Source organism: Anaerolineales bacterium (genome assembly GCA_019637805.1).
In the GTDB taxonomy this organism is placed as follows: domain Bacteria; phylum Chloroflexota; class Anaerolineae; order Anaerolineales; family UBA11579; genus JAMCZK01.
Map to the genome: position 1 here is coordinate 1117092 of JAHBVB010000001.1, position 22430 is coordinate 1139521.

Annotated in this window: 19 protein-coding genes; 9 read left to right on the plus strand and 10 right to left on the minus strand. The window is 52.9% G+C overall.

Annotated elements, in window-relative coordinates; genetic code table 11:
• The 5 genes from KF885_05450 (at position 1) to KF885_05470 (ending at position 6119) form a co-directional block, all read left to right on the plus strand.
• Positions 1 to 2094, plus strand: coding sequence for an NADH-quinone oxidoreductase subunit L (locus tag KF885_05450; GenBank protein MBX3048603.1), 2094 nt, complete (start codon positions 1 to 3; stop codon positions 2092 to 2094).
• A gap of 8 nt (positions 2095 to 2102) precedes the next feature.
• On the plus strand, positions 2103 to 3620 hold the full coding sequence (locus KF885_05455; GenBank protein MBX3048604.1) for an NADH-quinone oxidoreductase subunit M: 1518 nt from the start codon (positions 2103 to 2105) through the stop codon (positions 3618 to 3620).
• 2 nt (positions 3621 to 3622) lie between these two features.
• On the plus strand, positions 3623 to 5077 hold the full coding sequence (locus tag KF885_05460) for an NADH-quinone oxidoreductase subunit N (GenBank protein MBX3048605.1): 1455 nt from the start codon (positions 3623 to 3625) through the stop codon (positions 5075 to 5077).
• A 72-nt stretch (positions 5078 to 5149) separates the two neighbouring features.
• Positions 5150 to 5812 carry an HAD family hydrolase gene (locus KF885_05465; GenBank protein ID MBX3048606.1) on the plus strand — a complete coding sequence of 221 codons (663 nt, stop codon included), beginning with the start codon at positions 5150 to 5152 and terminating at the stop codon, positions 5810 to 5812.
• Between the two features lies 1 nt (position 5813).
• Positions 5814 to 6119 (plus strand): hypothetical protein, encoded by a 306-nt coding sequence (locus KF885_05470; protein ID MBX3048607.1) that lies wholly within the window; start codon positions 5814 to 5816, stop codon positions 6117 to 6119.
• Between the two features lie 119 nt (positions 6120 to 6238).
• On the opposite strand, the gene lipA is transcribed toward KF885_05470, so the two are convergent.
• From lipA to KF885_05500, 6 genes are all read right to left on the minus strand, one after another.
• A complete protein-coding gene (gene lipA, locus KF885_05475) occupies positions 6239 to 7234 on the minus strand; it encodes a lipoyl synthase (protein ID MBX3048608.1) in 996 nt (331 codons plus the stop codon).
• A gap of 432 nt (positions 7235 to 7666) precedes the next feature.
• The gene (locus tag KF885_05480; protein MBX3048609.1) at positions 7667 to 7906 is read right to left on the minus strand and encodes a hypothetical protein; all 240 of its coding nucleotides are present in this window, start codon (positions 7904 to 7906) and stop codon (positions 7667 to 7669) included.
• 236 nt (positions 7907 to 8142) lie between these two features.
• Positions 8143 to 8652 carry a SocA family protein gene (locus KF885_05485; protein MBX3048610.1) on the minus strand — a complete coding sequence of 170 codons (510 nt, stop codon included), beginning with the start codon at positions 8650 to 8652 and terminating at the stop codon, positions 8143 to 8145.
• Positions 8653 to 8768: 116 nt separating this feature from the next.
• Complete coding sequence (locus tag KF885_05490) at positions 8769 to 11303, minus strand: GIY-YIG nuclease family protein (GenBank protein ID MBX3048611.1); 2535 nt, start codon at positions 11301 to 11303, stop codon at positions 8769 to 8771.
• A gap of 432 nt (positions 11304 to 11735) precedes the next feature.
• Positions 11736 to 12833, minus strand: a complete 1098-nt coding sequence (locus KF885_05495; protein ID MBX3048612.1) for an Eco57I restriction-modification methylase domain-containing protein — start codon at positions 12831 to 12833, stop codon at positions 11736 to 11738.
• Positions 12823 to 13476, minus strand: coding sequence for an SAM-dependent DNA methyltransferase (locus KF885_05500; protein MBX3048613.1), 654 nt, complete (start codon positions 13474 to 13476; stop codon positions 12823 to 12825). The genes KF885_05495 and KF885_05500 overlap by 11 nt, the downstream gene beginning before the upstream one ends.
• Before the next feature lie 92 nt (positions 13477 to 13568).
• Here KF885_05500 and KF885_05505 point away from each other — a divergent pair, with 92 nt between their 5' ends.
• Positions 13569 to 14339, plus strand: a complete 771-nt coding sequence (locus KF885_05505) for a hypothetical protein (protein MBX3048614.1) — start codon at positions 13569 to 13571, stop codon at positions 14337 to 14339.
• A 100-nt stretch (positions 14340 to 14439) separates the two neighbouring features.
• Here KF885_05505 and ppa read toward each other — a convergent pair whose 3' ends face one another.
• Positions 14440 to 14988: an inorganic diphosphatase gene (gene ppa, locus KF885_05510; GenBank protein ID MBX3048615.1), complete on the minus strand. Its 549-nt coding sequence runs from the start codon at positions 14986 to 14988 to the stop codon at positions 14440 to 14442.
• 207 nt (positions 14989 to 15195) lie between these two features.
• Here ppa and KF885_05515 point away from each other — a divergent pair, with 207 nt between their 5' ends.
• From KF885_05515 to KF885_05525, 3 genes are all read left to right on the plus strand, one after another.
• On the plus strand, positions 15196 to 16101 hold the full coding sequence (locus KF885_05515; GenBank protein ID MBX3048616.1) for a tyrosine-type recombinase/integrase: 906 nt from the start codon (positions 15196 to 15198) through the stop codon (positions 16099 to 16101).
• Positions 16102 to 16211: 110 nt separating this feature from the next.
• The gene (locus tag KF885_05520; GenBank protein ID MBX3048617.1) at positions 16212 to 16496 is read left to right on the plus strand and encodes a hypothetical protein; all 285 of its coding nucleotides are present in this window, start codon (positions 16212 to 16214) and stop codon (positions 16494 to 16496) included.
• A gap of 561 nt (positions 16497 to 17057) precedes the next feature.
• Positions 17058 to 17546, plus strand: coding sequence for an HNH endonuclease (locus tag KF885_05525; GenBank protein ID MBX3048618.1), 489 nt, complete (start codon positions 17058 to 17060; stop codon positions 17544 to 17546).
• A 9-nt stretch (positions 17547 to 17555) separates the two neighbouring features.
• On the opposite strand, the gene KF885_05530 is transcribed toward KF885_05525, so the two are convergent.
• From KF885_05530 to KF885_05540, 3 genes are read right to left on the minus strand one after another with little or no spacing between them, the layout of a single operon-like run.
• Positions 17556 to 18368 carry a PD-(D/E)XK nuclease family protein gene (locus KF885_05530; protein ID MBX3048619.1) on the minus strand — a complete coding sequence of 271 codons (813 nt, stop codon included), beginning with the start codon at positions 18366 to 18368 and terminating at the stop codon, positions 17556 to 17558.
• On the minus strand, positions 18365 to 20587 hold the full coding sequence (locus KF885_05535) for an ATP-dependent helicase (GenBank protein MBX3048620.1): 2223 nt from the start codon (positions 20585 to 20587) through the stop codon (positions 18365 to 18367). The genes KF885_05530 and KF885_05535 overlap by 4 nt, the downstream gene beginning before the upstream one ends.
• A complete protein-coding gene (locus KF885_05540) occupies positions 20584 to 22404 on the minus strand; it encodes a hypothetical protein (protein ID MBX3048621.1) in 1821 nt (606 codons plus the stop codon). Before KF885_05540 ends, KF885_05535 begins: the two co-directional genes overlap by 4 nt.
• Between the last annotated feature and the right edge of the window lie 26 nt (positions 22405 to 22430).

The following is a 22430-nucleotide window of genomic DNA, read 5'->3' on the forward strand; positions in this document are numbered from 1 at the left end:
GTGGACAGCTTTCATTTAGTCCCCCTGGTTGTATTCCTGCCGCTCGCGGGCTTTCTGTTGAACATAGCGATCGGCCGCCGCCTGGGCGAGCGCGGCTCGGCCCTGATCGCGATCGCGGCGGTGTTCGGCGCCTTTGTGGTGGCGGTGCTACAGGCGCTGAGCCTGGCGGCGCACCCGCACGGCGCCGCCGTGCCGCTGGCCGACTGGATCAATATCGGCAGCCTGCAGGTCCCCTGGGGCTTCCAGGTCGATACGCTCTCCGTGACGATGATGCTGGTGGTGTCCGGTGTAGGTACTCTGATCCACATCTACGCCTCCGGCTATATGTTTTACGATGTGCGCTACAAAGAAGACCCAGCCAGCTACACGCGCTTTTTCATCTACTTGAACCTGTTCATCGCGGCCATGATGGTGCTGGTCAGCGGCAATAGCTACTTAATGCTGTTTGTCGGCTGGGAAGGTGTGGGGTTGTGCTCCTTCCTCTTGATCGGCTTTTGGTACAACCGCAACCCGGACGGCAAGAAGGGTTTCCTCAACTCACAGGCGGCCAAAAAGGCTTTTGTGGCCAACCGTGTGGGCGACTTTGGTTTTCTGATCGCAGTCTTCGCCATTTTCTGGGCCTTTGGCTCGCTGAAATTCGACGAGGTTCTGCCGTTGGCAGGCACGGTGGCCCCGGCCGTGATCTTGCTGATCACCCTGGCGCTGCTGCTGGGCGTGACTGGCAAGTCGGCCCAGCTGCCGCTGTACGTCTGGCTGCCGGACGCCATGGCTGGCCCCACGCCGGTCTCGGCGCTGATCCATGCGGCCACGATGGTGACGGCCGGCGTGTATCTGGTGGCGCGTTCGGCCCCGTTGTTCGCCGTCTCGCCGGTGGCACAGACCACAGTGGCCGTGGTGGGCGGGCTGACCGCCTTGTTCGCCGCCAGTATTGCTGTGGCGCAAACCGATATCAAGAAAGTGCTGGCGTATTCCACCATCAGCCAGCTGGGCTTCATGGTGGCGGCGGTGGGTATGGGCGCCTTCGTGGCCGGCATGTTCCACCTGGTGACGCATGCCTTCTTCAAGGCGCTGTTGTTCATGGGCTCCGGCTCGGTGATCCTGGCATTGGAACGGGCACACCATCCGCTGGAGGATGACCCTTACCTGCCCAAGAAGAAGAAAAAGAAGCACGACGAACACCACGCGCATGGCCACTTGGATCCGCAGGACATGCGCATTATGGGCGGCCTGCGCAAGCAGATCCCGGTTACGTATTGGGTTTACATGATCGGTGCAGTGGCCCTGGCGGGCCTGCCGCCGCTGGCCGGCTTCTTCTCCAAAGACGAAATTTTGACGGACGCGCTGCATGCCAATGTGTTCGTATATGTGCTGCTGACCGCGGCCGCCTTCCTGACCGCCTTTTATATGGGCCGCCAAATGCTAATGGTCTTTTTCGGCCAGCCGCGCTCTGACGCGGCGGCGCACGCCGTGGAAAGCCCGCCGGTGGTCACTGTGCCTCTGATGGTGCTGGCCGCTCTGTCCGCTTTCGGCGGCCTGCTCAACTTCCCTGGCTGGCACCCGCTGACCGACTGGCTGGAGCACACCCTGGGCCACGACCTGGCGCACGCCACGGTCTTCAATCCCGGCGTGGCGGCCTTCTCCACCCTGCTGGCCGGCCTAGCCATCTACCTGTCCTGGCAGCTGTACGGCCGCCAGCCGTTGAAGGAGCGCCAGGCTGACCCACTAAAGAAGCGCCTGGGCTGGCTGTATAAGGCCATGGAAAACAAGTGGTGGGTGGACGAGCTGTATTTCGCCATCATCATCAACCCGTACAAGCGCATGGCCGCTTTCCTGGCCGACAAGGTGGACTGGGACTTTTGGCATGATTGGGTGCACGACACCTTGATCGCCAAAGGCTTCCGCGGGTTGGCCCACTTCTTGGCCAACCCGGTCGACCTGGGCGTGATCGATGGCTTGGCCAATGGCCTGGCCAAGACCGCCCAAGGGCTGGGCCGCGGGTTGAGCCTGCTGCAGAACGGCCTGGTGCGCAATTACGCCCTGGTGACCTTCCTGGGCGTGGTCATTATGATCGGATACCTCGTATTCTCTAGCTGAGGATGGATATGGACTTTATTTTTGAACCGCTGAACCTGCTTACCTTCTTCCCGCTGCTGGGCGCGCTGGCCTTGCTCTTCATCAAAGAGCGTGAGGAGCTGAGCCGCCGGGTGGCCCTGGGGATCTCCCTGGTCACCTTTGGCATCTCGCTGTGGGTGCTGGCGATGTTCAACCCGGCCGACCCGACCCTGCAGATGGAGGTCAACGTCAGCTGGATCCAGGTGGCGGGCTGGAACATCCGCTATGCGCTGGGGATTGACGGCATCAGTATCCTGCTGGTGCTGCTGACCACTTTCCTGGCGCCGATCGCCATCCTCTCCACCTGGAAAGCGGTGGAGGAACGCGCCCGTGACTTCATGGTCTTCTTCCTGATGCTGGAGACCGGCATGCTGGGCGTCTTCCTGGCGCAGGATCTTTTCCTTTTCTATATTTTCTGGGAATTCACCCTGGTGCCGATGTACTTCCTGATCGGCATTTGGGGTGGGGCGCAGCGCATGTATGCAGCGGTCAAGTTCTTCCTGTATACGATGGCCGGTTCTATCTTGATGCTGCTGGCGATCTTGTGGCTGGGCATCAACCAAGGTAGCTTCTATGTGCCGGAATTGATCGCACTGGGCAACATTCCCGGCGAGACGCAGTTCTGGCTGTTCCTGGCCTTTGCGGCCGCTTTCGCCATCAAGGTGCCGATGTGGCCGCTGCATTCCTGGCTGCCGGATGCGCACGTCCAGGCCCCCACGGCCGGCTCGGTGATCCTGGCTGGCGTATTGCTCAAGATGGGCACTTACGGCTTCCTGCGCTTCAACCTGCCGCTGTTTCCGCAGGCGGCGGTGCAGTTGGCCCCGGCCATGGCCACCCTGGCGGTGATCGGCATCATCTACGGCGCCATCGTTTCGTATTCGCAGAAAGACGTCAAGAAGCTGGTGGCCTATTCCTCCATCAGCCACTTGGGTTTCGTCGTGCTGGGCATCTTCGCCATCAATGCACAGGGTATTGAAGGCGCCATTCTGCAGATGATCAACCACGGCATCAGCACCGGTGCCTTGTTCCTTTTGGTCGGCTTTATTTATGAGCGCCGTCACACGCGTGAACTGGATGAGTTCGGCGGCTTGTGGAAGATCATGCCGGTGTTTGCCGTGCTGTCACTGATCGTCAGCTTGTCCTCAATGGGCTTGCCCGGCCTGAACGGCTTCGTGGGCGAGTTCACCATCTTGCTGGGCGCTTGGGGCGCCGGCCAGGCTGGCGGCGTGCTGGGCTCGGTGTGGTACACCGCCCTGGCGGCGGTGGGCGTGATCTTGGCGGCGGTTTACATCTTGCATATGTTCCAGAAGATGTTCCTGGGCCCGGTGACCAAGAAGGCCAACGAGAAATTGAAAGACCTGGATTGGCGTGAACTGGCGGTGATGATCCCGCTGTTGGTGCTGATCTTTTGGATCGGTTTGTATCCCAAGCCCTTCTTTGACCTGATGCACCCGACCGTGGAGCATTTGCTGGGCTTGTTTGCAGACGGCGGAATGGCCCTGCGCTAACCATGCCGACGCTTACCCCACTCGACTTTCAGGTCCTGCTGCCCCAGATCATTCTGGTGGCGTGGGCCTGCGCCTTGCTGTTGGTCTCGGTGTTTGCCCGCAAAGCCGGCCCCGGCCTGATGCCGGGGCTGACCGCCCTGGGCCTGCTGGTGACGGGCATCTTCGTGGCCTTCCAGTTCAGCCTGGAGGCGGATGCCTTTGGCGGCATGCTGGTGGCGGACGGCTTTTCCGCGTTCCTCAGCCTGCTGCTGATCATGGGCGGCTTGCTGACCATTGCGCTTTCGACCAACTACATGCAGCGCATGGGTTGGGCCAAGCCTGAGTATTATGTGCTGATGCTGTTCTCGATCAGCGGCATGATGCTGATGGGCTCGGCCAGTGACCTGATGCTGGTCTTCCTGGCTTTGGAACTGCTCTCCATCCCGCTGTATATTCTGGCGGCGATTGCCCGCCCGGACGAACGTTCGGAAGAAGCCGGTCTCAAGTACTTTCTGCTGGGCGCATTTGCCAGCGGCTTTCTGCTGTACGGCGTGGCCCTGGTGTACGGCGCCACGGGCAGCACCGGCTTCTCGGACATTGTGGCCGCATTGGGCAGCGGCGGCGCCCAGCCACTGTATTTGACGGTTGGCGCTGGCCTGATTCTGGTGGGCCTGGGCTTCAAAGTGGCGGCAGTGCCTTTCCATATGTGGACCCCCGACGTGTACCAGGGTTCGCCCACATCGGTCACGGCGTTTATGGCGCTGGGCGCCAAGGCGGCGGGCTTTGCCGCCCTGCTGCGCGTGCTGCTGGTGCTGTTCCCGGGTATCAGCGACCAATTGACCCCGGTGCTGAGCGGGCTGGCGGTGGCCACCCTGCTGGTGGGCAACCTGCTGGCGATCAGACAGAGCAACGTCAAGCGCATGCTGGCTTATTCCAGCATTTCGCACGCGGGCTTCGTGCTGATGGCCGTGAGCGCCTATGGCAGCGACGCGGCGCGCTTCGACCTGGTCGCTTCGGTCTTGTTCTACCTGCTGGCCTTCGCCTTCGCCAGCTTCGGCTCCTGGGCGGTGGTGATGGCCCTGGAGCATGCAGGGGGCAAGGGCCTGGAATTTGCCGACTATGCCGGCCTGGGGCGCAAGGCGCCCGGTCTGGCGGCGGCGATGGTGGTCTTCATGCTCTCGTTCACCGGCGTGCCGCCTACGCTGGGCTTTGCTGGCAAGTTTTACCTGTTCCGCACGGTGCTGGAAGCCGGCCAGGTGGGCCTGGCGCTGGTGGGCGTGCTGACCTCGCTGATCTCCGCCTACTATTACCTGCGCCTGGTGGTGGTGATGTATATGCAGCCGGGCACGCCCAAGGTGCACCAGGACAAGAGTTTGGCCTGGACGGCGGGCGCGACGGCAGTGGCGACAGTGGTGCTGTTCCTGTTCGCGCAGCCGCTGTTCGGCTGGGCGGCGCAGGCGCTGCTCAAGATCTTCTAAGCCTCTGGGCTGTGTTTCAAGCCAGGCGCCCCTCAGTGAGGGGCGCTTTTTCTTTCGGGTATACTGCCGCCTATGATCAAGGCGCTCATCTTCGATTTCGATGGTTTGATCCTGGACACGGAATGGCCCGATTATCTTTCCTGGCAACGGGTCTATCGCCAATACGGCTGTGAGCTGGCGGTGCAGGATTGGGGACAGATCGTCGGCGGAGACGCCGAGTCCGACTTTGATCCCTATGTGCATTTGGAGACGCTGAGCGGCCAGACGATTGACCGCGACGAGATCTGGATCAGCCGGCGTAAGGAATATTTGGAAGACCTGGACCAGCAGGAGGTGCTGCCTGGGGTGCTGAGCTTGCTGGAAGATTCAGAGCGGCTGGGGCTGCGCCGGGCGGTAGCGAGCAGCTCGCCGGAGAACTGGGTGCGCGGCCACCTGGCGCGCCTGGGCTTGTACCAGCGCTTTGATGCCATCAAGACCGCCGACGACGTGCAGCAGATCAAGCCCAACCCCGAACTGTACCTGGCAGCGCTGTCCGCGCTGGGCGTGGCCGCCGATGAAGCCATCGTCTTCGAAGATTCGCCCAACGGTGTGACCGCGGCGCGGGCGGCGGGCATTTTCTGCGTGGCGGTGCCCAACCAAGTGACCGCCCAACTGCAGCTGGACCACGCTGACTTGCGCCTGGGCAGCCTGGCGGAGATGCCATTGGCTGAACTGCTGAAGACGGTGGAGGCTTGAGATGGCCTATTACCTGGTGACTGCCAAGCCGGATGAAGCCCTAATGGCCGACCTGCGCGGCCGGCTGGACAGCGGCGAGATCGAGGCGATGCGGCCCTTCGGCGTCTCGCTGCACCACGGCCTGGACAACGCCCGCTTGCGGGCGGATGGCCTGGCCGTGTGGGAAGAGGAAGACTACTGCATCCCACCGTTGGCGCAGGAACGCGCCGCCGTGCTGGATGATTACTTCAGCGAATTGCGCGTGGAGCGGGTCAGCGAGGGCGAGGGCTGGGCCCAAATCGAGGATCTGCCGCGGCTATTTGGTTAGCATCATTGTAGAACCCCCAAAATCTGAGCAATGACGGTCAATTGGGTAGGGGCGGGGTTACCCCGCCCCTACGAAGAGCCGTATAGCTTGAGGTGCGCTGCTGCGCAGCGCGGGAGAATCTACCCGGCTGCGCCGGGTAACGATTCTCCATGAGGGTCGGGAGACGACGCTTCCCCATACAGTTTGCGATGCACGGCACTCAGCGCGCGCACCTGGTCAGCGGCGTGGTAGCTGCTGCGCACCAGCGGGCCGCTTTCGACCCACTGGAAGCCGATGCCCAGGCCGTATTCCTTGAGGTGCATGAATTCTTCCGGCGTGTAGTAGCGGGCGATGGGCAGGTGCTTTTTGCTGGGCTGCAAGTATTGGCCCAGGGTGAGGATGTCCACGCCCCAGTCGCGCTGGTCGCGCATCACCGCCTTGACCTCGTCCATGGTTTCGCCCAGGCCGAGCATGATGCCGCTCTTGGTCAGTACTTCGGGGTCCATCTTCTTGGCGTTGCTGAGCGTGGCGGCGGCCCATTCGTAGTTGTCCTGCGGCTGCACCTGCTTGAAGAGCCGCGGCACGGTTTCCACGTTGTGGTTGAGGATCTCAGGCCGGGCGTCCATGACGATCTTGAGCGCCTCGGCGCTGCCCTTGAAGTCGGGGATGAGCACTTCGATGGAGCAGCCGGGGTGGATGGCGCGGATGCGCTTGATGACCATGGCGAAGATGGGCGCGCCGCCGTCGGCGCGCTCGTCGCGGTTGACGCTGGTGATGACGGCGTGCTGCAGGCCCATGTCTTTGACGGCCTGGGCTACCCTGAGGGGTTCGGCCCAGTCCATCTCGTTGGGCATGCCGCGCTTGATGTCGCAGAAGCCGCAGGAGCGGGTGCAGACGTCGCCGAGCATCAGGAAGGTGGCGGTGCCGTCTCCCCAGCATTCGCCGATGTTGGGGCACATGGCCTCTTCGCAGACGGTGTGCAGGGCTTTGCTGCGCATCAGGCGCTTGATGTTCTCGTAGCTTTCGCCCATGGGGGCGCGCACGCGGATCCAGTCGGGCCGGCGCATGGGAGTGACGTTGCTGAGCTGAATGTCGTCGAGCTTGATGCGGTCGCGAGTGGGGGAGTGGTTGGCCATTGGGGGTATTTTACCGCGGCAAGCTCAGCTTTCAGCGGTCAGCTGCGCTGCTTCGCAGCTTGGAGAAGCGTAGCTTCTCCAAGCTTGATACCAATTCCTGCGAAGATATATTAATTGGTTTGGGGCGGGCTTTTTTTGGACTATTAATATATCTTTTGCGCCCCAAGTTGTAATAATAATATTGCGGGGAGCGGGCAATATTACATGTTACATCTTTGGAAGTCATGGCTGAGCCCCCTTGGCTGGTTGGGCGTAGAGTGTCTGTGGGCCTATTAAATGCGGTTTGAAGCGTGTGAAGGGAAAAAGGCGCAGATGTCAAGGAACGGAATGAAAGGTGTATTTGCATACTTGGATGAGCCATTCATGGGCTACAAGGGAAAGTGGCTGGTCACAAGTAAGCAATAATAGAAAACTCCTTACTTAGGAAGCTTCTCATTCAAAGGACTTCATAATCAAGTCCTTGTCATACTGTGGAATTGTTCGAGCCGCCTGAACAAGCTGGATAAGTTCGACCAACTCGTCTTCGCGCAACATTCCTTTGAAATCGTTGTTTGCTGCAAGATGGTTGGCCAATTCCTGATATTCAAGGCCATCATAGATATAAGAACAATCAAGATAAGAATTCCCATCCAGAAAGGTGTAAACCTTTACATCCAATTCAAGCTGACACATTCGCCTATCGGGGTTGGCTTCTATGAGAGGGTGTATCCGAGAGTTAATTAGGATGCCTAAAATCAGATTATCTGCGTGGTTTACATGAACGATAACAAGAAACTTGTTTTTGGGATTAGGCAGATACGCGCAAAACACATGCACTATTGCACCGGGAACAATTTTCGTTTTTTGGAGCTCGGCTCTGGATTTCCCCGAAAGCAAATTCTTTCTCTTTCTATGACGGCTGCAATGATTTAGGATTCAACAAGCAATTCCAGAAGCTGTTCTCCATTCTCTAGCTCTCTAACAAACTCGTCAAATGGGATAACATCGTCTTCTTGAGCGCTTTTGTAGGCTTGTGTATGGCTTAGGGTTTTTATGGCTCCAAAGGACAGTGGTGATAACTCTTTGAATGCTTCTTCCAAACATTCAATATCGCTTTCGCTTAGGCGCTGCGTGTCTGCGCGGCGCTTGGGGCTCAACGTTCGATTGTCCGGAGCATCAAGAACTTTTTGAGGGTCAGGATTATCAAACGAATATGTATCACCGCCTCGCGCATCTTTAGCAATATCATAGGCAAGGCTGGGAACTGGCCCGTGGCTCATCGCAATATATTTATCATTTATTAGCGGCATCCCATAGCGCGACAGGTGTAACTGCTCTGCACGCCATAGCATTTTCAACACCCAATAAAGGCGAGTGTCCTTGTTGCATAGATACAACAATGCCTCAACTGTCTTTTGATATTTTCGTTTATCGTTCATTTTTACTCCCCTGAATCATCCTCTTGTCTTAATAACTTATCTCTCCAAAATTGTAGCACAAATGGGTCATGTTATTGCCCAGCAATGATTAGCAAATTTTTAAGGTTCACTGCGAATTACGCGTATTCGGATAGGTTTTCGAAGATTTGGCCTGTGTAGTCTTTGCGGCTGAGCACGGTGTCGTACAGGCCAACATCTTCATCGGCATGCTTGTTGATGCCGGTGTATTCCAGGCTGGCGTCTTCGTAGCGTTTGAATTTCCAAATTGCATCGTTCATCAAGGCGTTGTTGAACAGCCCTAAACTGACCAACATCTCGAAGTCGGCCACGCTGAGGCCGGTGACCTTTTTAAACAAGCCCGGCTCAAGCTGGGTGATGACATCCTTGAGCGCTCGTTCGCGATAATCGGTCAGGTACATGAAGACGGGGATACGCGTGGCAAATTTTATGAGCTTCTCTTGAATTTGCCTGCGCTTGCTCTTATATTCTTTTTCCTGCTCGGTCAGCTCGCGTTTCTGCTTGTCGGTTAGCTCCCGGTCTTTGGCTTCGCGTTTGACCTTTTGCACCGCCTCGGACTTGCTGATGATGGTCTCGATATCCTGATTGAGGCTGCGGAAGCCTTCGATGCTCATGAGGGCTTGCATGGCCTTGGGATTGTTCATCAGGCGGGCCAGCGTGCCGTTGTCCACATTGACCAGCAAAGCGCTTTCCCAGCGGCGGGCCAGCAGGGTGGCGGTGGTGCCGCTCATCGCCATTTCCAGCACACCGGCGGCGTCGACCTCGCGCATCGTGCTGCCGTCGTATGCCAGGATGGGCAGGAAGCTGATAAATTCTGCGACCTTCTTTTCCGGATTGGTTTCGTTGACGTTGAGGCGGTTGCTGTATTCGGCGATCTGGCGCAGAGCGCGTTCCGGGGCGAAGTCGAAGATGTAGCATTCTTCCTTGAGGATCTTTTCTTCGCCGGGGCGGTCTTCCACCTTCATCGTCCAGGGAGACTGGACGCGGAAGGCGGCCTGAAAGTAGGTCTCCGGCGTGGAGGAGTTGCGTAGCATGAAGATGCCCGTCCAGGGCCGCACGGTGACGCCGGTGGCCAGCTTGCCGCAGGAGAGCGTGATGGTGCGGGTGTGCAGCGGCTCATCCATGGCCTGGTGCACCGGCCCCAGGGCAGCCATGCCCATGCCGGCTTCTTTGCCGGCAGCGACAATGATTTCATAGTCGTGATAAAAGCGGTTTTGCTTTTGGCGCAGCAGGTTGCGCATGGCGTGGCAGGCGGCCACGTTGGGCAGGAACCAAAAGGTATGCGAAAGCAGGTTGAGCAGGCGCACATCAGAGAAAGGCATGGGCGGCTTCTTGGCCCCCAGCTTCAGATCGTCCATGGTGGTTTCCATCAGGCCACCGCGGATCAGGTCCAGCCATTTTTGCACTTCGTCTTGATAGAGGAACTTGGCTCCCGGGCCATGCCCTTTGGCCGAGAAGAAGGTGTTGAGGTCAAATTCGTTAAACTCGCCCTGCAGCGCGATTTCGCGAATGGTGTCCGGCAGGCGATAGGTGAGCAGCACGATGCGCGGCAGGGCCGCATAAGGATTATTCGCATTTTTCCAGCTCGTCTTGGCGCGCTGCTCGTCGGCGTAGGTCCAGTTGTAGATTTGCTCTTCGATAAATTCGCCGGTGGTGATGGCACGGAAAGGCGTACCGGAGAGGTAAAGATACGCGCCGGTAGTGACGGGCATGATTTGCTCGAACTCGTCCACCGTGTCGCGGCTTTGTTCCAGACGCTCCAGCTGCTGTTCGTATTCGTATTCATCGCCGTCTTCGGCTTCGAAGAGTCCCTTGGCGCGCTCGCGCCAGGCGCCGAAGTGGTATTCATCGAGGATGACGCAATCCCACTGAATGGTGTGCACCCATTCGTTCTTGGGCTTGATGCCGCCAGTGGCGGGGTCGCGGCCCAGATAATCCTGAAAAGAGCCGAAGCAGACAAAGGGCTTCTTTTTGTCTGCTTCTTCATAGCGCAGGCCATTGCGAGAAATGAACTGCCAGCCTTTGAAATCAATATGCGTTTTCAGGTCTTCTTCCCAGGCGTGCTGCACGGCGGGCTTGAAAGTGAGCACCAGCACGCGCTTCCAGCCCATACGTTGGGCTAACTGGTAGGCGGCGAAGGTCTTGCCAAAGCGCATTTTGGCGTTCCATAAGAAATGCGGGGTTTTGCCGGAATTTCGCCTGGACTCTTTTTTGAAGTAGGCTGCGGTTGTGGCCACAGCTTCTTCCTGCTCCGGGCGCATGGCGAAATCCAGGGTGCGGTTGTCTTCGTTTTGGACGCCAGTGCGCAAAGCCAGCAGCGCGGCCTTCACATCGCGCAAGGTGCAGCGGAACCATTCGCCATCAGGATTCTTGAAACCCTTGTCTAGTAAATAGCGGTGCACATCCCGGTCGGAGAAGGCTGTACCATCGTTCCGCATGGCGCTTTCATCCAGCAGAATGCGCCAGGTCTTTTCCGGGCGGACGATGGGGTATTGTTGGGCGACGCGTTGTTCCACGCTGCCGGTGGTGTAGCCGACCTTCAGCAGACACTTGAAGTCCGGGTGGGTTTCTTCGTACGCATAGATGCGCGGGTTGCCCGGCGGGCGGGGCGGGAAGAATTGCTTAGCCGCCATCCCCATTCTCCATAGGGCGGATCATTGAGTCGATGAAAGCGATCTCGTCTTTGGTCAGCTTGTATTTTTTGTAGAGTTTCTCATCCGTCCAGGATTCGCTGAGGTCTTGTGTTGGGACGAAGGTATAGACTCTCGCGGTGGCGTGCTGGGTTGATTTGTGGAGAAGCACCAAGAATCTAAAGAACTTTGTTCTCACATACGCACATAGATTTTCACATTCAGTCTTTGTTTTGTAAGTTCCAAGTACAACATAAGTTTCAGTACAGGCACTTCCTGGTTCAGCGATGAATGGTTTTCCCAGGATAAAGTGGGGAAAGCTGTCGCTCCCACTACCTGCGGCTGGTATTAGTACTTTCCACTTATCAATTAGCTCTGTGCCTTTGGTAATCAGGCTGCGTTCAATATGGCCTATACCCCCGTTTTGATACAGTTTTATAATCTTATGGTTGGTTGGTTGGTTGGTTGGTTGGTTGGTTGGTTTCGAGGTGCCTTAAAGAAAGTTCTTAGCCCGAAGGGTTTCGAAGAACTGATTTGCCGAGAAAGGGAAGTTTCTCTAAGGCTTTCCACTTTCTTTAAAATGGAAATTCCTTCGTTCCACCGAACAAATACTAAACTTCCGTCCTCAAGCAGGGGCCTTTCCATCGTGGAGACATGCTCCCCCTTCCTTGAGGTGATGACTGTGCAGTCTCCTTCGTTGTCACGATCCCATAGGAAATAGCAAACGCCGCCTTTGATTTGCACACCCGGAAAACTGTCGGAAGCCTCCGGTATATCCACGATCTTTCTTAACCGCCTGTCGTTGAGCATCTCGTTGCGAAAATCATCCAATCCTTTGCCCCCGGAATACCAGCGAGCAGGGATGATCATGGATAAATATCTAGGATTTAGCTTTTTCGCCTGCGTAACAAAATTTTGGTAGATAGGGGTTGCGCTTGTTCCAAAGCCACCATCGCTTAGCTGATAAGGCGGGTTGCCAATAATGACATCGAACTTCATGGTGAAAATCTCCTGGGGCTCAAGCGTGTGAATGAATGTATAAGCATGGGTTTCCAGTTCCTCACTGCGGGCGTATTCTCCTTGGCTCGCACCGCAAAAGGCACAGCGCCCGTTCTTCCAGCTGTGCTCGGTGCGTTGGTAGCGGAGGTTGCCTTGCTCATCGATGAAGGCATATGAAACAGAATATTTGCCGTTGGCGAATTTGGAGCAATACAGGCTGCGGCGGGCCAGCAGACCGGTGAGTTCGGTGATGGCGATGCCGAAGAGCTGGTTCTTGAAGATGTGGTCGATGCGGGCCTGGCGATCTGGTATCTGGTTCTCCAGACCGACCATCAGGCGTTTGGCAATTTCCCGCAGGAAGATGCCGGTTTTGCAGGCCGGGTCCAAGAAGGTGGCGTTCTTGTCCTGCCAGATCTCGGCGGGCAGCAGATCCAGCATCTGGTTGGCCAGCCCCGGCGGGGTGAAGACTTCGTCGTTGCTCAGGTTGGCGAGGCAACTGAGCACATCGGGGTTGTAGCTGTGTTCAGCCAGCATCGGCCAGCCTCAGGAAATGGGCCAGGGGATATTCGTGCACCGGCAGGGGGATGAAGACCTCTTCGCCCATGTCAGAGAATAAGGGCAACTCCTGCATGCTGGCCTGGCTGATCAGCTCTTTAAAGGAAAACTCACGGCGCTTGAACAGGCTGCCATTCACCGCCGACCACTCGGAGAACAGGATGGGCTGCGGGGGGTCGGATACGGTTTTTAGGGTCAGCGCGTCGCCCCAAACGATGTTCTTGGAGAGCACAAAGCGCACTGCGGCGCGAAAGTCCTCTTTGGCAGTGGCGGCGTAGAGCCGGTTGTAATGCCCGTCTACGATCTCGAAGAGCCGCTCGCGGCAGGCTGCCACGTTGTCTTCGAGGATGTCAATGCCATAGACCGAGGACACAGCCAGCACGGCGTAGCGCTCGTAGTCCAGTTGGTTGCGGGCATAATTTTTTTCGACCACGGCCATCTTGCGCTCGAGGACTTCGGCGAGGAAGTTGCCCGTGCCGCAGGCGGGTTCCAGGAAGCGCGCGTCGATGCGCTCGGTTTCCTGTTTCACCAGGTCGAGCATGGCGTTGACTTCACGCGGGTTGGTGAAAACTTCACCGTGGTCTACGACGCGCTGCTTGGAAGTGACTTGTTTTGCGGTCATGGCAATGCTAAAGTAAGTTTATCTTAAACTGTTTTTACAAAATGTTTTTATAAAACAGACTTCGAAAATGTATTAGGCTGTGGAGGATGTAAATGAGGAAGCTAAATGGTCGATTTGCTGAAAGACTTGCTATCGATGAAGAAAAAATTTTTGAAGTGTCCTTCGCTACGCAAGCGGACTCGCTTAAGATTTTCAACCTTTGCCAAGATAACTTGTGGCTCATCTTAGAAGAGAAGCTGTTTTTGAACTTTGATAGTTCAAAATTTGTCGTACGTCAACTGGCTGCCCGTATATTAACAATGTCCCAAGCTGCTATGCGACTAGCGCTGTTCGGTTATACACAGGAGGCAATGAGTATTGCAAGAGTGGTTGAAGAAGCAATCCAAGTTAGTTTTTATTTGAGCTTCCATGAGAAAGATGTGCCTAACTATCTTGCTGGCAAGTTAAAAGTTAGTCAAATACTGAAACTGAATAGGAAGCTCAACGTACTTGGTTTGGGTGATGCCGGACAAGAATTGTGGGGCTATCTTAGTAATTTTGCACATGCCAAGCCAGAAACAATTTTTCAGTTAGCCCAAGAGGAAGCGGGTAATTTTGCGCTTCACCTGCTTTACTCAAGCCAAGAGGGTATTGGTAATTTGTGCGCCCAGCTAAACATCAATTTCTTTAAGTTTTATTGTTGGTACAGATTGCTATTTAGAGATTTGGCTGCTGTTCCTGAAGAAGTTGAAAAGAATGATGTGAAATTATTCCTGTCTACTTCGTCTAGTGAGGTCTTTCCTGACGAGATGACGCAATTACTGCCAAAATTCTATAGCCTTTTGTATCCCTTGAGCTCTGCACAAGAGGCGAAAGACCTATAGAACATATGGGTGACCGCCGGACGGATAAAGTCAAAGGAAGGTTAGATTGCAGAGGTGTGAACTGAGAAGTAAGAACTTCTGCGTTCTGACCTCAGCGTTCTCACTTGCTTTTGCTTTGCATCTCCGCCTGGTAGCGCTCTGCGCTGGCCTGGATCATACTGCGGGCCTCGGCAGCGTCGCCCCAGCGCACCACCTTGACCCATTTGTTGTCTTCCAGGTCTTTGTAGTGGGCGAAGAAGTGTTCGATCTGCTGGATGGTGATCTCCGGCAGGTCGCTGGTTTCCTGGATGCGTTCGTAGCGGCGGGTGACGTGGGTGGCGGGCACGGCGATGATCTTCTCATCGAGGCCGGCCTCGTCTTCCATCAGCAGCACGCCAATGGGGCGCACGGCAATGATGGAGCCGGGCACCAGGGCGCGGGTGTTGGCGACCAGCACGTCGCAGGGGTCGCCGTCGCCGGAGAGGGTCTTGGGGATGAAGCCGTAGTTGCCCGGATAGCGCATGGGGGTGTAGAGGAAACGGTCGACCACCAGCGCCCCGGTCTCCTCGTCGAATTCGTATTTGATCGGCTCGCCGCCGGTGGGCACTTCGATGATCACGTTGACTTCATTGGGCGCGTCGGCGCCCAGGGGGATGGCTTCGAGCCTCATATGTTCCGCCTTCCTGGTTGGCCTAAACCCTGATGATAACATTGGCCGCGGCGGCCAACCAATCCGAAGGGGTTTGCTTTATAATTCCGGCTCTGAATGCGGGCGTCGCCAAGTGGTAAGGCATCAGCCTTCCAAGCTGACATTCGCTCAAACTCCTAAACAGACTACCTGAATTTCAAAGAATCACCCTTAGAAAGGTGGTTTTTTGTGTTTAACGAAGACTTCTCACGGCAGAAAAAGGCATCAGCTTCGGTGCCGCTTGAAGAGGCGTATACAGACTTTATTCTGTCTCGGCAAGCAATGTTGTGCCGCCCTCGGACTGTCCAGTTCTATGAATTCACTTTGGGAAAATTTGTAGGCTGGCTAGCGGGGCAGGGAGTAGGGCAGGCTGATGAGATTTCTGCTCGGCATGTCAGAGCCTATCTCTCTGAGTTGGCAGGGCGTGATTTGACTGATACCTATATCCATAGCCATGCAAGAGCAATTCGCACACTTGTCAGATTCCTACACGCTGAGGAATATCACCCAAGCGAAGTCAAATTCCAAATGCCTGCGATTGCCAAACGCCGTCTCCCTGTGTTGAACTCGGATGAGTTGCGCAAGGTTGTTTCAGCGTGTGGCAATCCCCGTGATTTGGCCCTAGTGCTTCTGATGGCGGATACTGGCATCCGGCGGGCAGAACTCTGTGCGCTTAATTGGGGTGATGTGGATATTTCTAGAGGGACTATTTCAATTCGAGAGGGCAAGGGCGGGAAGGCAAGAACAGTGATCGCTGGCGTGAGAACCAGAAGAGCTTTATTGAAGTACAGAAGGTTTGTTGCTTCGGAGCCTGCTAGCCCTGTTATTCAAACCCAATCTGGTGGGCGAATGACGTACGGCGGCTTGCGTTCTACATTGTTGCGGCTTGGAGAGAAGGCGGGTGTTCACTTGTCGCCGCATGCCTTGAGACGCACCTTTGCCACGCTCTCTCTGCGAGCCGGAATGAACCCGCTTCACCTTCAAGGACTGTTAGGACACGCCTCATTGGAGATGACCAATCACTATGTGCAGATGCTAGATGAAGATCTGCAAGTTGCCCACCGTGCATTTGGGCCAATAGATAATCATCTATAGTCCCCCCTTGGAACCTCAAAAAAGGGGTCGCTCACTACAGGCATACCTGGCTTGTGTGTTGCGCAGACTTTAGTTAGTATATTTCAACGGGTTATCGGGAGGGCAGGTTCATGGCAAGGCGTGAGAAGAAATGCTGTATCTGTGAAAAACGCATCACAGCCCAATTCTGGATATGCAAGGACTGTGAACAAGAACACGGCTTAGCCGATGCTTCTGGAAAGCTGAAAAAACCTTCAGAATGGCCAGAGTGGGCTAGGGATTTGTATAACCAAGCGCAGAGAGACTACTATAGGGTGCACACAAAAGGGGAAGGCACTGCCTTTGAATACGATGATGAAACCGGTGGCATCGCCAATGCCGATCCACTCGATGAGTTTGACGATTCGGAGGGATAAGAGGAAACGCCCGGCTGCATAAGAAGGAGATTAAAATTGCGCTTGCTAAGGGTAATTATTGATCAGCAAAAGTGCCTGCGAGTAATAGATTTTCAACTGTAGCAGGTAAAGAGGGGGATACAAAGTGATTAACTCATCTATGACTTCAAGCAGTCTAAAACAGCCAAACAAGAAGTACCAACAAGTCTTTCTATTTCAACTGTAGTAGTTAAAAGTAATTTATAGATTAATTAATCGTCTTTCAAGGTGCCCAAAGGGCACCCCATACACTGCGGTTCATAGAACCGCCTGTGTATGGCTCAATATTCTTTTTTATAACCTAGTTAGCTACTGTTAGCAAAACCTTGGTTTCAACCTCATAAGCAAGTAGGTATTGATTGTTTCATAGCTTATTACCTGCTTTTCCCTATACAACTTTTCGATCGACAAACTGTCTTTTTTAGACTACTCGATAACCGAAGTTGTTTATTTTTGCCCTATCCATAGGAAGGCTTTATTGGTATGAGCAATTAACCCAAGGTCATTCATCTTATTGACCTATAGAACAGGAAGGAGTTCTGCATGAAAGAAGAAACACAAGTTAAAACGATATTCAGTAAGCGCTTTTGGAGCAAAGTTCAGATTGGGCCGGAAACTGAATGCTGGAACTGGACTGCATCTACACAATCTAAGGGCTACGGCTCATTTGGGATTGGTGGGGGAAAGACTGCCTTGGCTCATCGAGTAGCCTATCAACTGACAAAAGGGCCTATTCCCGAAGGCTTGTTGGTACGACACCATTGCGATAACCGAATATGCTGCAACCCGGCACATTTAGAGACAGGCACGATTGCGGACAACAATCGTGATGCTGTGCTACGGGGCAGAACTGCCAAGGGTGAACGAAATGGTAGAGCAAAGTTGAGCATGGAGCAAGTAGCCGAGATCAGACGGTTGCGCAACGAGGAAAGCTTGAAAATTTCAGAACTAGCTCAAGCTTACAAGATGCATCCTAAATCTATTTCCAACATTGTTAAAGAACGATATTGGAAGCTTCCAGAGGCACAATGATTGCAGCGTTTAAATATCGTCCTCGGAGAAAAAGTCAAAGTCATACTCAAAGGGATGGGCTTCCTCTTCGTGATCTGAATCCGGCACTATATCGCTTCTCTCACATAGACCGCTGAATTCGCAATAGCTACATAACTTTCGATTATCCGTTTTGTGGAAATCCCCAATTCTCTCTATCTCTAATGAGGAGATCTCAAGAATCTGCTCTTCGAGATACTTCCTGTCTTTTTCTTTTTGCTCTTTTGAATAAGTTACAGTGATTGGTTGATCGGGATATTCCACAAACCAATACGTCATCTTTATGTTCTCAGGAGAAATGGGTATTGTTCCATCAAAGAAACCAGAATCAGCCAACGTGAACGGATAGACTTTTGTCTGCAATTTATCAAGAAGTGTCCCCCGCTTAGGCAAGTTGCTTGATGTCTTCCAGTCAAAGATCAAAAATTCATTGTCAATTTGCTGGATAAGGTCGTACCTGGCTACCAATAGGGCATCGGCGGTGATGAGCGTAGTAAGTGTTACTTCTGGGAAAGAAACACCTGTCTTCGAGATGGGTAACCTATCAATAAATGTTTTCCACCAGCCCTTGACTGGATGAGGCAAATCAATGAGATTGATATCGTCAATTGGAACGCCAACCAGGAATTGGTGTACCAGTGTGTGGAATAGTTTGCCCGCCCAAACCCTCTCTTGCAAAGTGTCAGCCGCGTCACCATCATCTGTCGGCCAATTCAACGATAGGACTCTACGGTAGTAGTATCGACGTCGACAATCAACAAAGTCTTGAAGGCTGGATTGGCTATATGTTTTCTGTGACATCATGCAATACTTTGGGCATTCTGTTGGAAAGCGGAGAGGGCTACTGCTGCTTTATTAGTCCCTCTTCTGCCCGCATTCCAGGTAATAATCAAATCTCGCTTAGCGCGAGTTATGCCGACATACAACAGACGAAGCTTCTCCTTTGTTAGACCAGTTCTCGCTCCTATAGTTGCCTGTCCCTCATAGTATGGAATATTGGAATTGATAGAATCAATTTGAGCCTGTACTTCTGCTAATAGATTCAATCTATCTCTGAGATACCATTTCTCATCCATGTAACCGTCATCATTATGGCCAGATGGGAAATTGAAGTTATTAACGGCCATCAAATACACTCTATCCCATTCCAAGCCTTTTGCACTATGAATGGTGGATACCACGACTTTTCCTTTATGATGCTCTGGGTCAAAGCCAAATGCTTCAGATGACATCCCAAAGTACTTTCGCGAATTTGAGGCAATCTCCTCTAGCTCTTTGGTTAGTCTTTGTAGCTCCCACTGAGGGTTCTCCTTCGCAAAGTTCTTAAGCATCAAAGCAAAGCTAAGCGACAAGGCAATTTTTTCAGGTTGTCTATATAGTTCGTGCGCTAGAGACACTATCATCTGGTCAATCGGCAAAAAGCGCAAATCAACCCATTTGCGGATCAATTCAATAAATGCACTAAGTTCCGCTGCGTCGTGATTAGAGAAACCCTGTTGCTCTAGGTTTGTATCCAGTGCACCTTCATCTATGGGCCACAAGAGGTCTTCTACGCGGCTCAGCCTGCTGATGAAGTCCTTCATTTTGACCAGACTGTTTTCATCAATCTGAGTCGATCGAAGGTGCTTGTGATATACACCAATAACTTTTGATAATAGTTCCGAAGAGCTTGGTTCCGCCAAATATCTCAAAACGTGAACAAGCCCCCCAGCAGATTGTCGTGTTTCCATGGTGCTAGTAAGCAAAACATCAACCGGCTCAATTCCATGGTTTTTTAGAGCTGAAATCACTCCAAAAGCTATATTGTTTGTCGGTGCTAGGATTGCCACTGTTTGATCGTGGGACGAAGATAACCATTCTCTACACGAAGAGGCGATAAATCCTGCTTCCTCGGTCTCAGAAAAAGCTTTAGGCAAAATTTGTATTTCTGACTCCTCTTTTGGAGGGTTGCCCTGAGGGTCTCCAGGAGGCGTCGCTTGAATTAATGGCTCTGACAGTGCATCTCTTGCCCAAGGATTTGGGTGAGAAGTTTGCGCCCACCTGATTAAAGTGTTTGCAAGATCAATGATACGAGGAGATGATCTGCCCGAAACAGGCAAGTCGACTGACTTAGATGCGGAAGAGATGAACTCTCTTAATAATTGCGGATTGGCGGTGCTGAATGTCTCATAAATTGCCTGATTGGGATCACCGACCCGGACCCAATTTCCTTCTTCACCAACTATCTTTCTAAGAATTTCTTCTTGCAGAACACTGCTATCTTGAGCCTCATCTTCGAGTATATACGGCCACAAATATCGAAGTCTATTCAGATAATCCTCTTCTGCATCAAGTACTCTACAGGCATGGCGTATTAAGTCGGAAAAATCTAAGGCCCCTCGATTTGACAAAGCCTTCTGATACTCTTTGTAAATACCTGAAAACATCTGAACAAGCGGATAGTTGTTCCCGTTGCTTAAAAGTTTTTCTTCTAAACCCTCAGGAGTAACCTGATGATCTTTGGCATTTCTGATTAGATTATTCGTTAAACGTATCAGCTCGGCAGGTATGTTGGCCCCGCGAACCTCAACTGCTCTTTCTGGGCTTAGCTCAGCAAGATATTCATCCAGTGCAGTTGGATTCTTGTCGTACCAATTTTTAACAAGCCCACGGATTATAGTTTCTGCAATTCGCTCATCTACTATTTGAAAATCTTCAGAGATGCCGACTAAGGCCGGTCGCTCTCGCAAGATGTCATGAGCAATACCGTGAAGTGTCCTAACCCGATAACCGAAACCCGGAAGAAAACCTTTCTCCCGTATCATCAAATTTATTTGGCGGGAAAAATTCTCAATAGAAGACCTGGTCATAGCAACGATGAGGACTCTTTGATCAGCATCCACCTTCCCTTCGGATACCAGCCTAGCCGCTAGCCTAGAAAGAGTCCATGTTTTCCCGCTACCTGGCACCGCTGCGACCCCCATATAGCCGCCGGCATAGCTAATTGCCTCTTCTTGTGAATCCCTTGCTTTATAGAGCGTCATGATCTTTGTCCAGCCAGCGCTACATTGATAGTCTCCCAAAGTAGACCCTGATTCTCATGGCCAGTCTCAGAAAGTTGAGAATTCATTAGATAGACTTTTTGAGTCGCCCTTCTCACAAGGCCAAGCATAATCCTACGTAAGTGCTCCCGATTCTCTCGGTACTCATCTTGGTCTGACCAATGCTTTTCCGCTGGCCAGTCTTGATTGAAGACATAGGGATGTGTTAACGGCTGATAGATACGCGTATGCCATGCAGTATTTCCAATGTCTAGCAAGAATTGATAAGCGACCGGACGATCATGCATTAAGAATGTGTGGGCAGGCGCTAGAAATACCGCACTGTTGTTTTGCTCTTCCCAACTCTGCGGACTCTGTCCTTGAACTATTTCGTCCTTAAGGGTCTTGATGAATTCCAGTGAAATCTGGGAGTGATCGAATCCCACACGTTCTAAAGCTAGCCGGAATCTTTGAGCAGATGAAATAAAATCCCCAACAATTCTGCCACTTTCCAGATTTGAAGTAAATCTATACCCAGGTTGAGACAGCAAGCTCAAAAAGAGTTGAGATAGAAACACATCCAGTTTTAGATGAGGATTGCCAAGATAACGCTGGATGTATTGTCTGAGTTTCTCGTACTCATTCCCTGCCTTTTCACCGATGCGATCCTTAGTGACATCTGGAATAGAGTCAAATGGCAGAAGCCACTCAGAGTTCATGCCAATCTTATAGATATTTCCAACTAGCAAATGAGCCCTAACAATATCCAAATCACTTATAAAAAGTGAAAGCATATGAACAACTTCATCTTTTGTCGGTTTTTGTCCCCAGTCAGGGTGAGCAATGCAAATCAGGGCCAACAAACTTCTGCCAACTGGTTCATCCTGCATAGATCTAGAAGGACGACTAGAAACCCAGGGAATGCCTTTTCTGTCAAATCCGGAGGAAACCAAGTATCGAAGTGCATCTGAGAGAAAGGGGGCCAGGACTACTATTTCATGGGGTGGAACCTGTTGCTTGACAATAAGGTCTTCTACTATCTCAACGGTCGCTGAGACCATTTCGGGAAAAAACCGATTGTCAATAACCTCAACATTCTCTTTTGAAGGCGTTGGGTGGGAACTCTTAAATCTTCGCCCTGTCGTCAGAATGCCATCAATACTCTCTGCCAGTGAAGCCAATCCCTGAGATGTTGAATTGTCCTTGAACAATCTCTTCTCTGCACAAAGGCTCTTTAAAGCATATGCTGAGCTTGGAGAGGCACCAAGAAATTTCCGAATTCCTCCATCGGTGTCGTAGAGGATCAGGGATTCTTCCAGCCTTGGAAGAAGATCCTTCACAAATTCGTGGACGATGTAAGCATCCTCTTCGCTGTTCTCGTATATCAGATGCCTATATGCAGAAAGCACATATTCACGAATTTTGCTTTTCTGATCCCGCCATTCATTACTAATAATCTCCATTTGCAAAGAAAAATCTATGAGATTATTTTGTAAACAATATTGGCGGAATTTGCTTGCGACAGTTTGAACCTGCTCAAATATGCGCACCTGATGTGAATCATCGCCAGCAGCATAGGTCAACCTTTCAAGTATTTGTGTGTGTTCCCGCCCATTCAGTGCAGCTTTGTTTAGGTTGTCAATTATTTGGCTATATATTCGGTTTTGATTGATAGTAACTGTTTCAAAGAAGCCCTCTGCAATATAGAGCCTGGCAACTTGCGCCATAAAATACTCGGTGGTCTCCAAAGTTAAGAATACAGGCGGAGTGCTTTTTTCAAATCCATACTTACTGAACAGAGTGGGCCAGAATAAATCCAAGAGCCTCCTGGACAAGCCGGAAAACG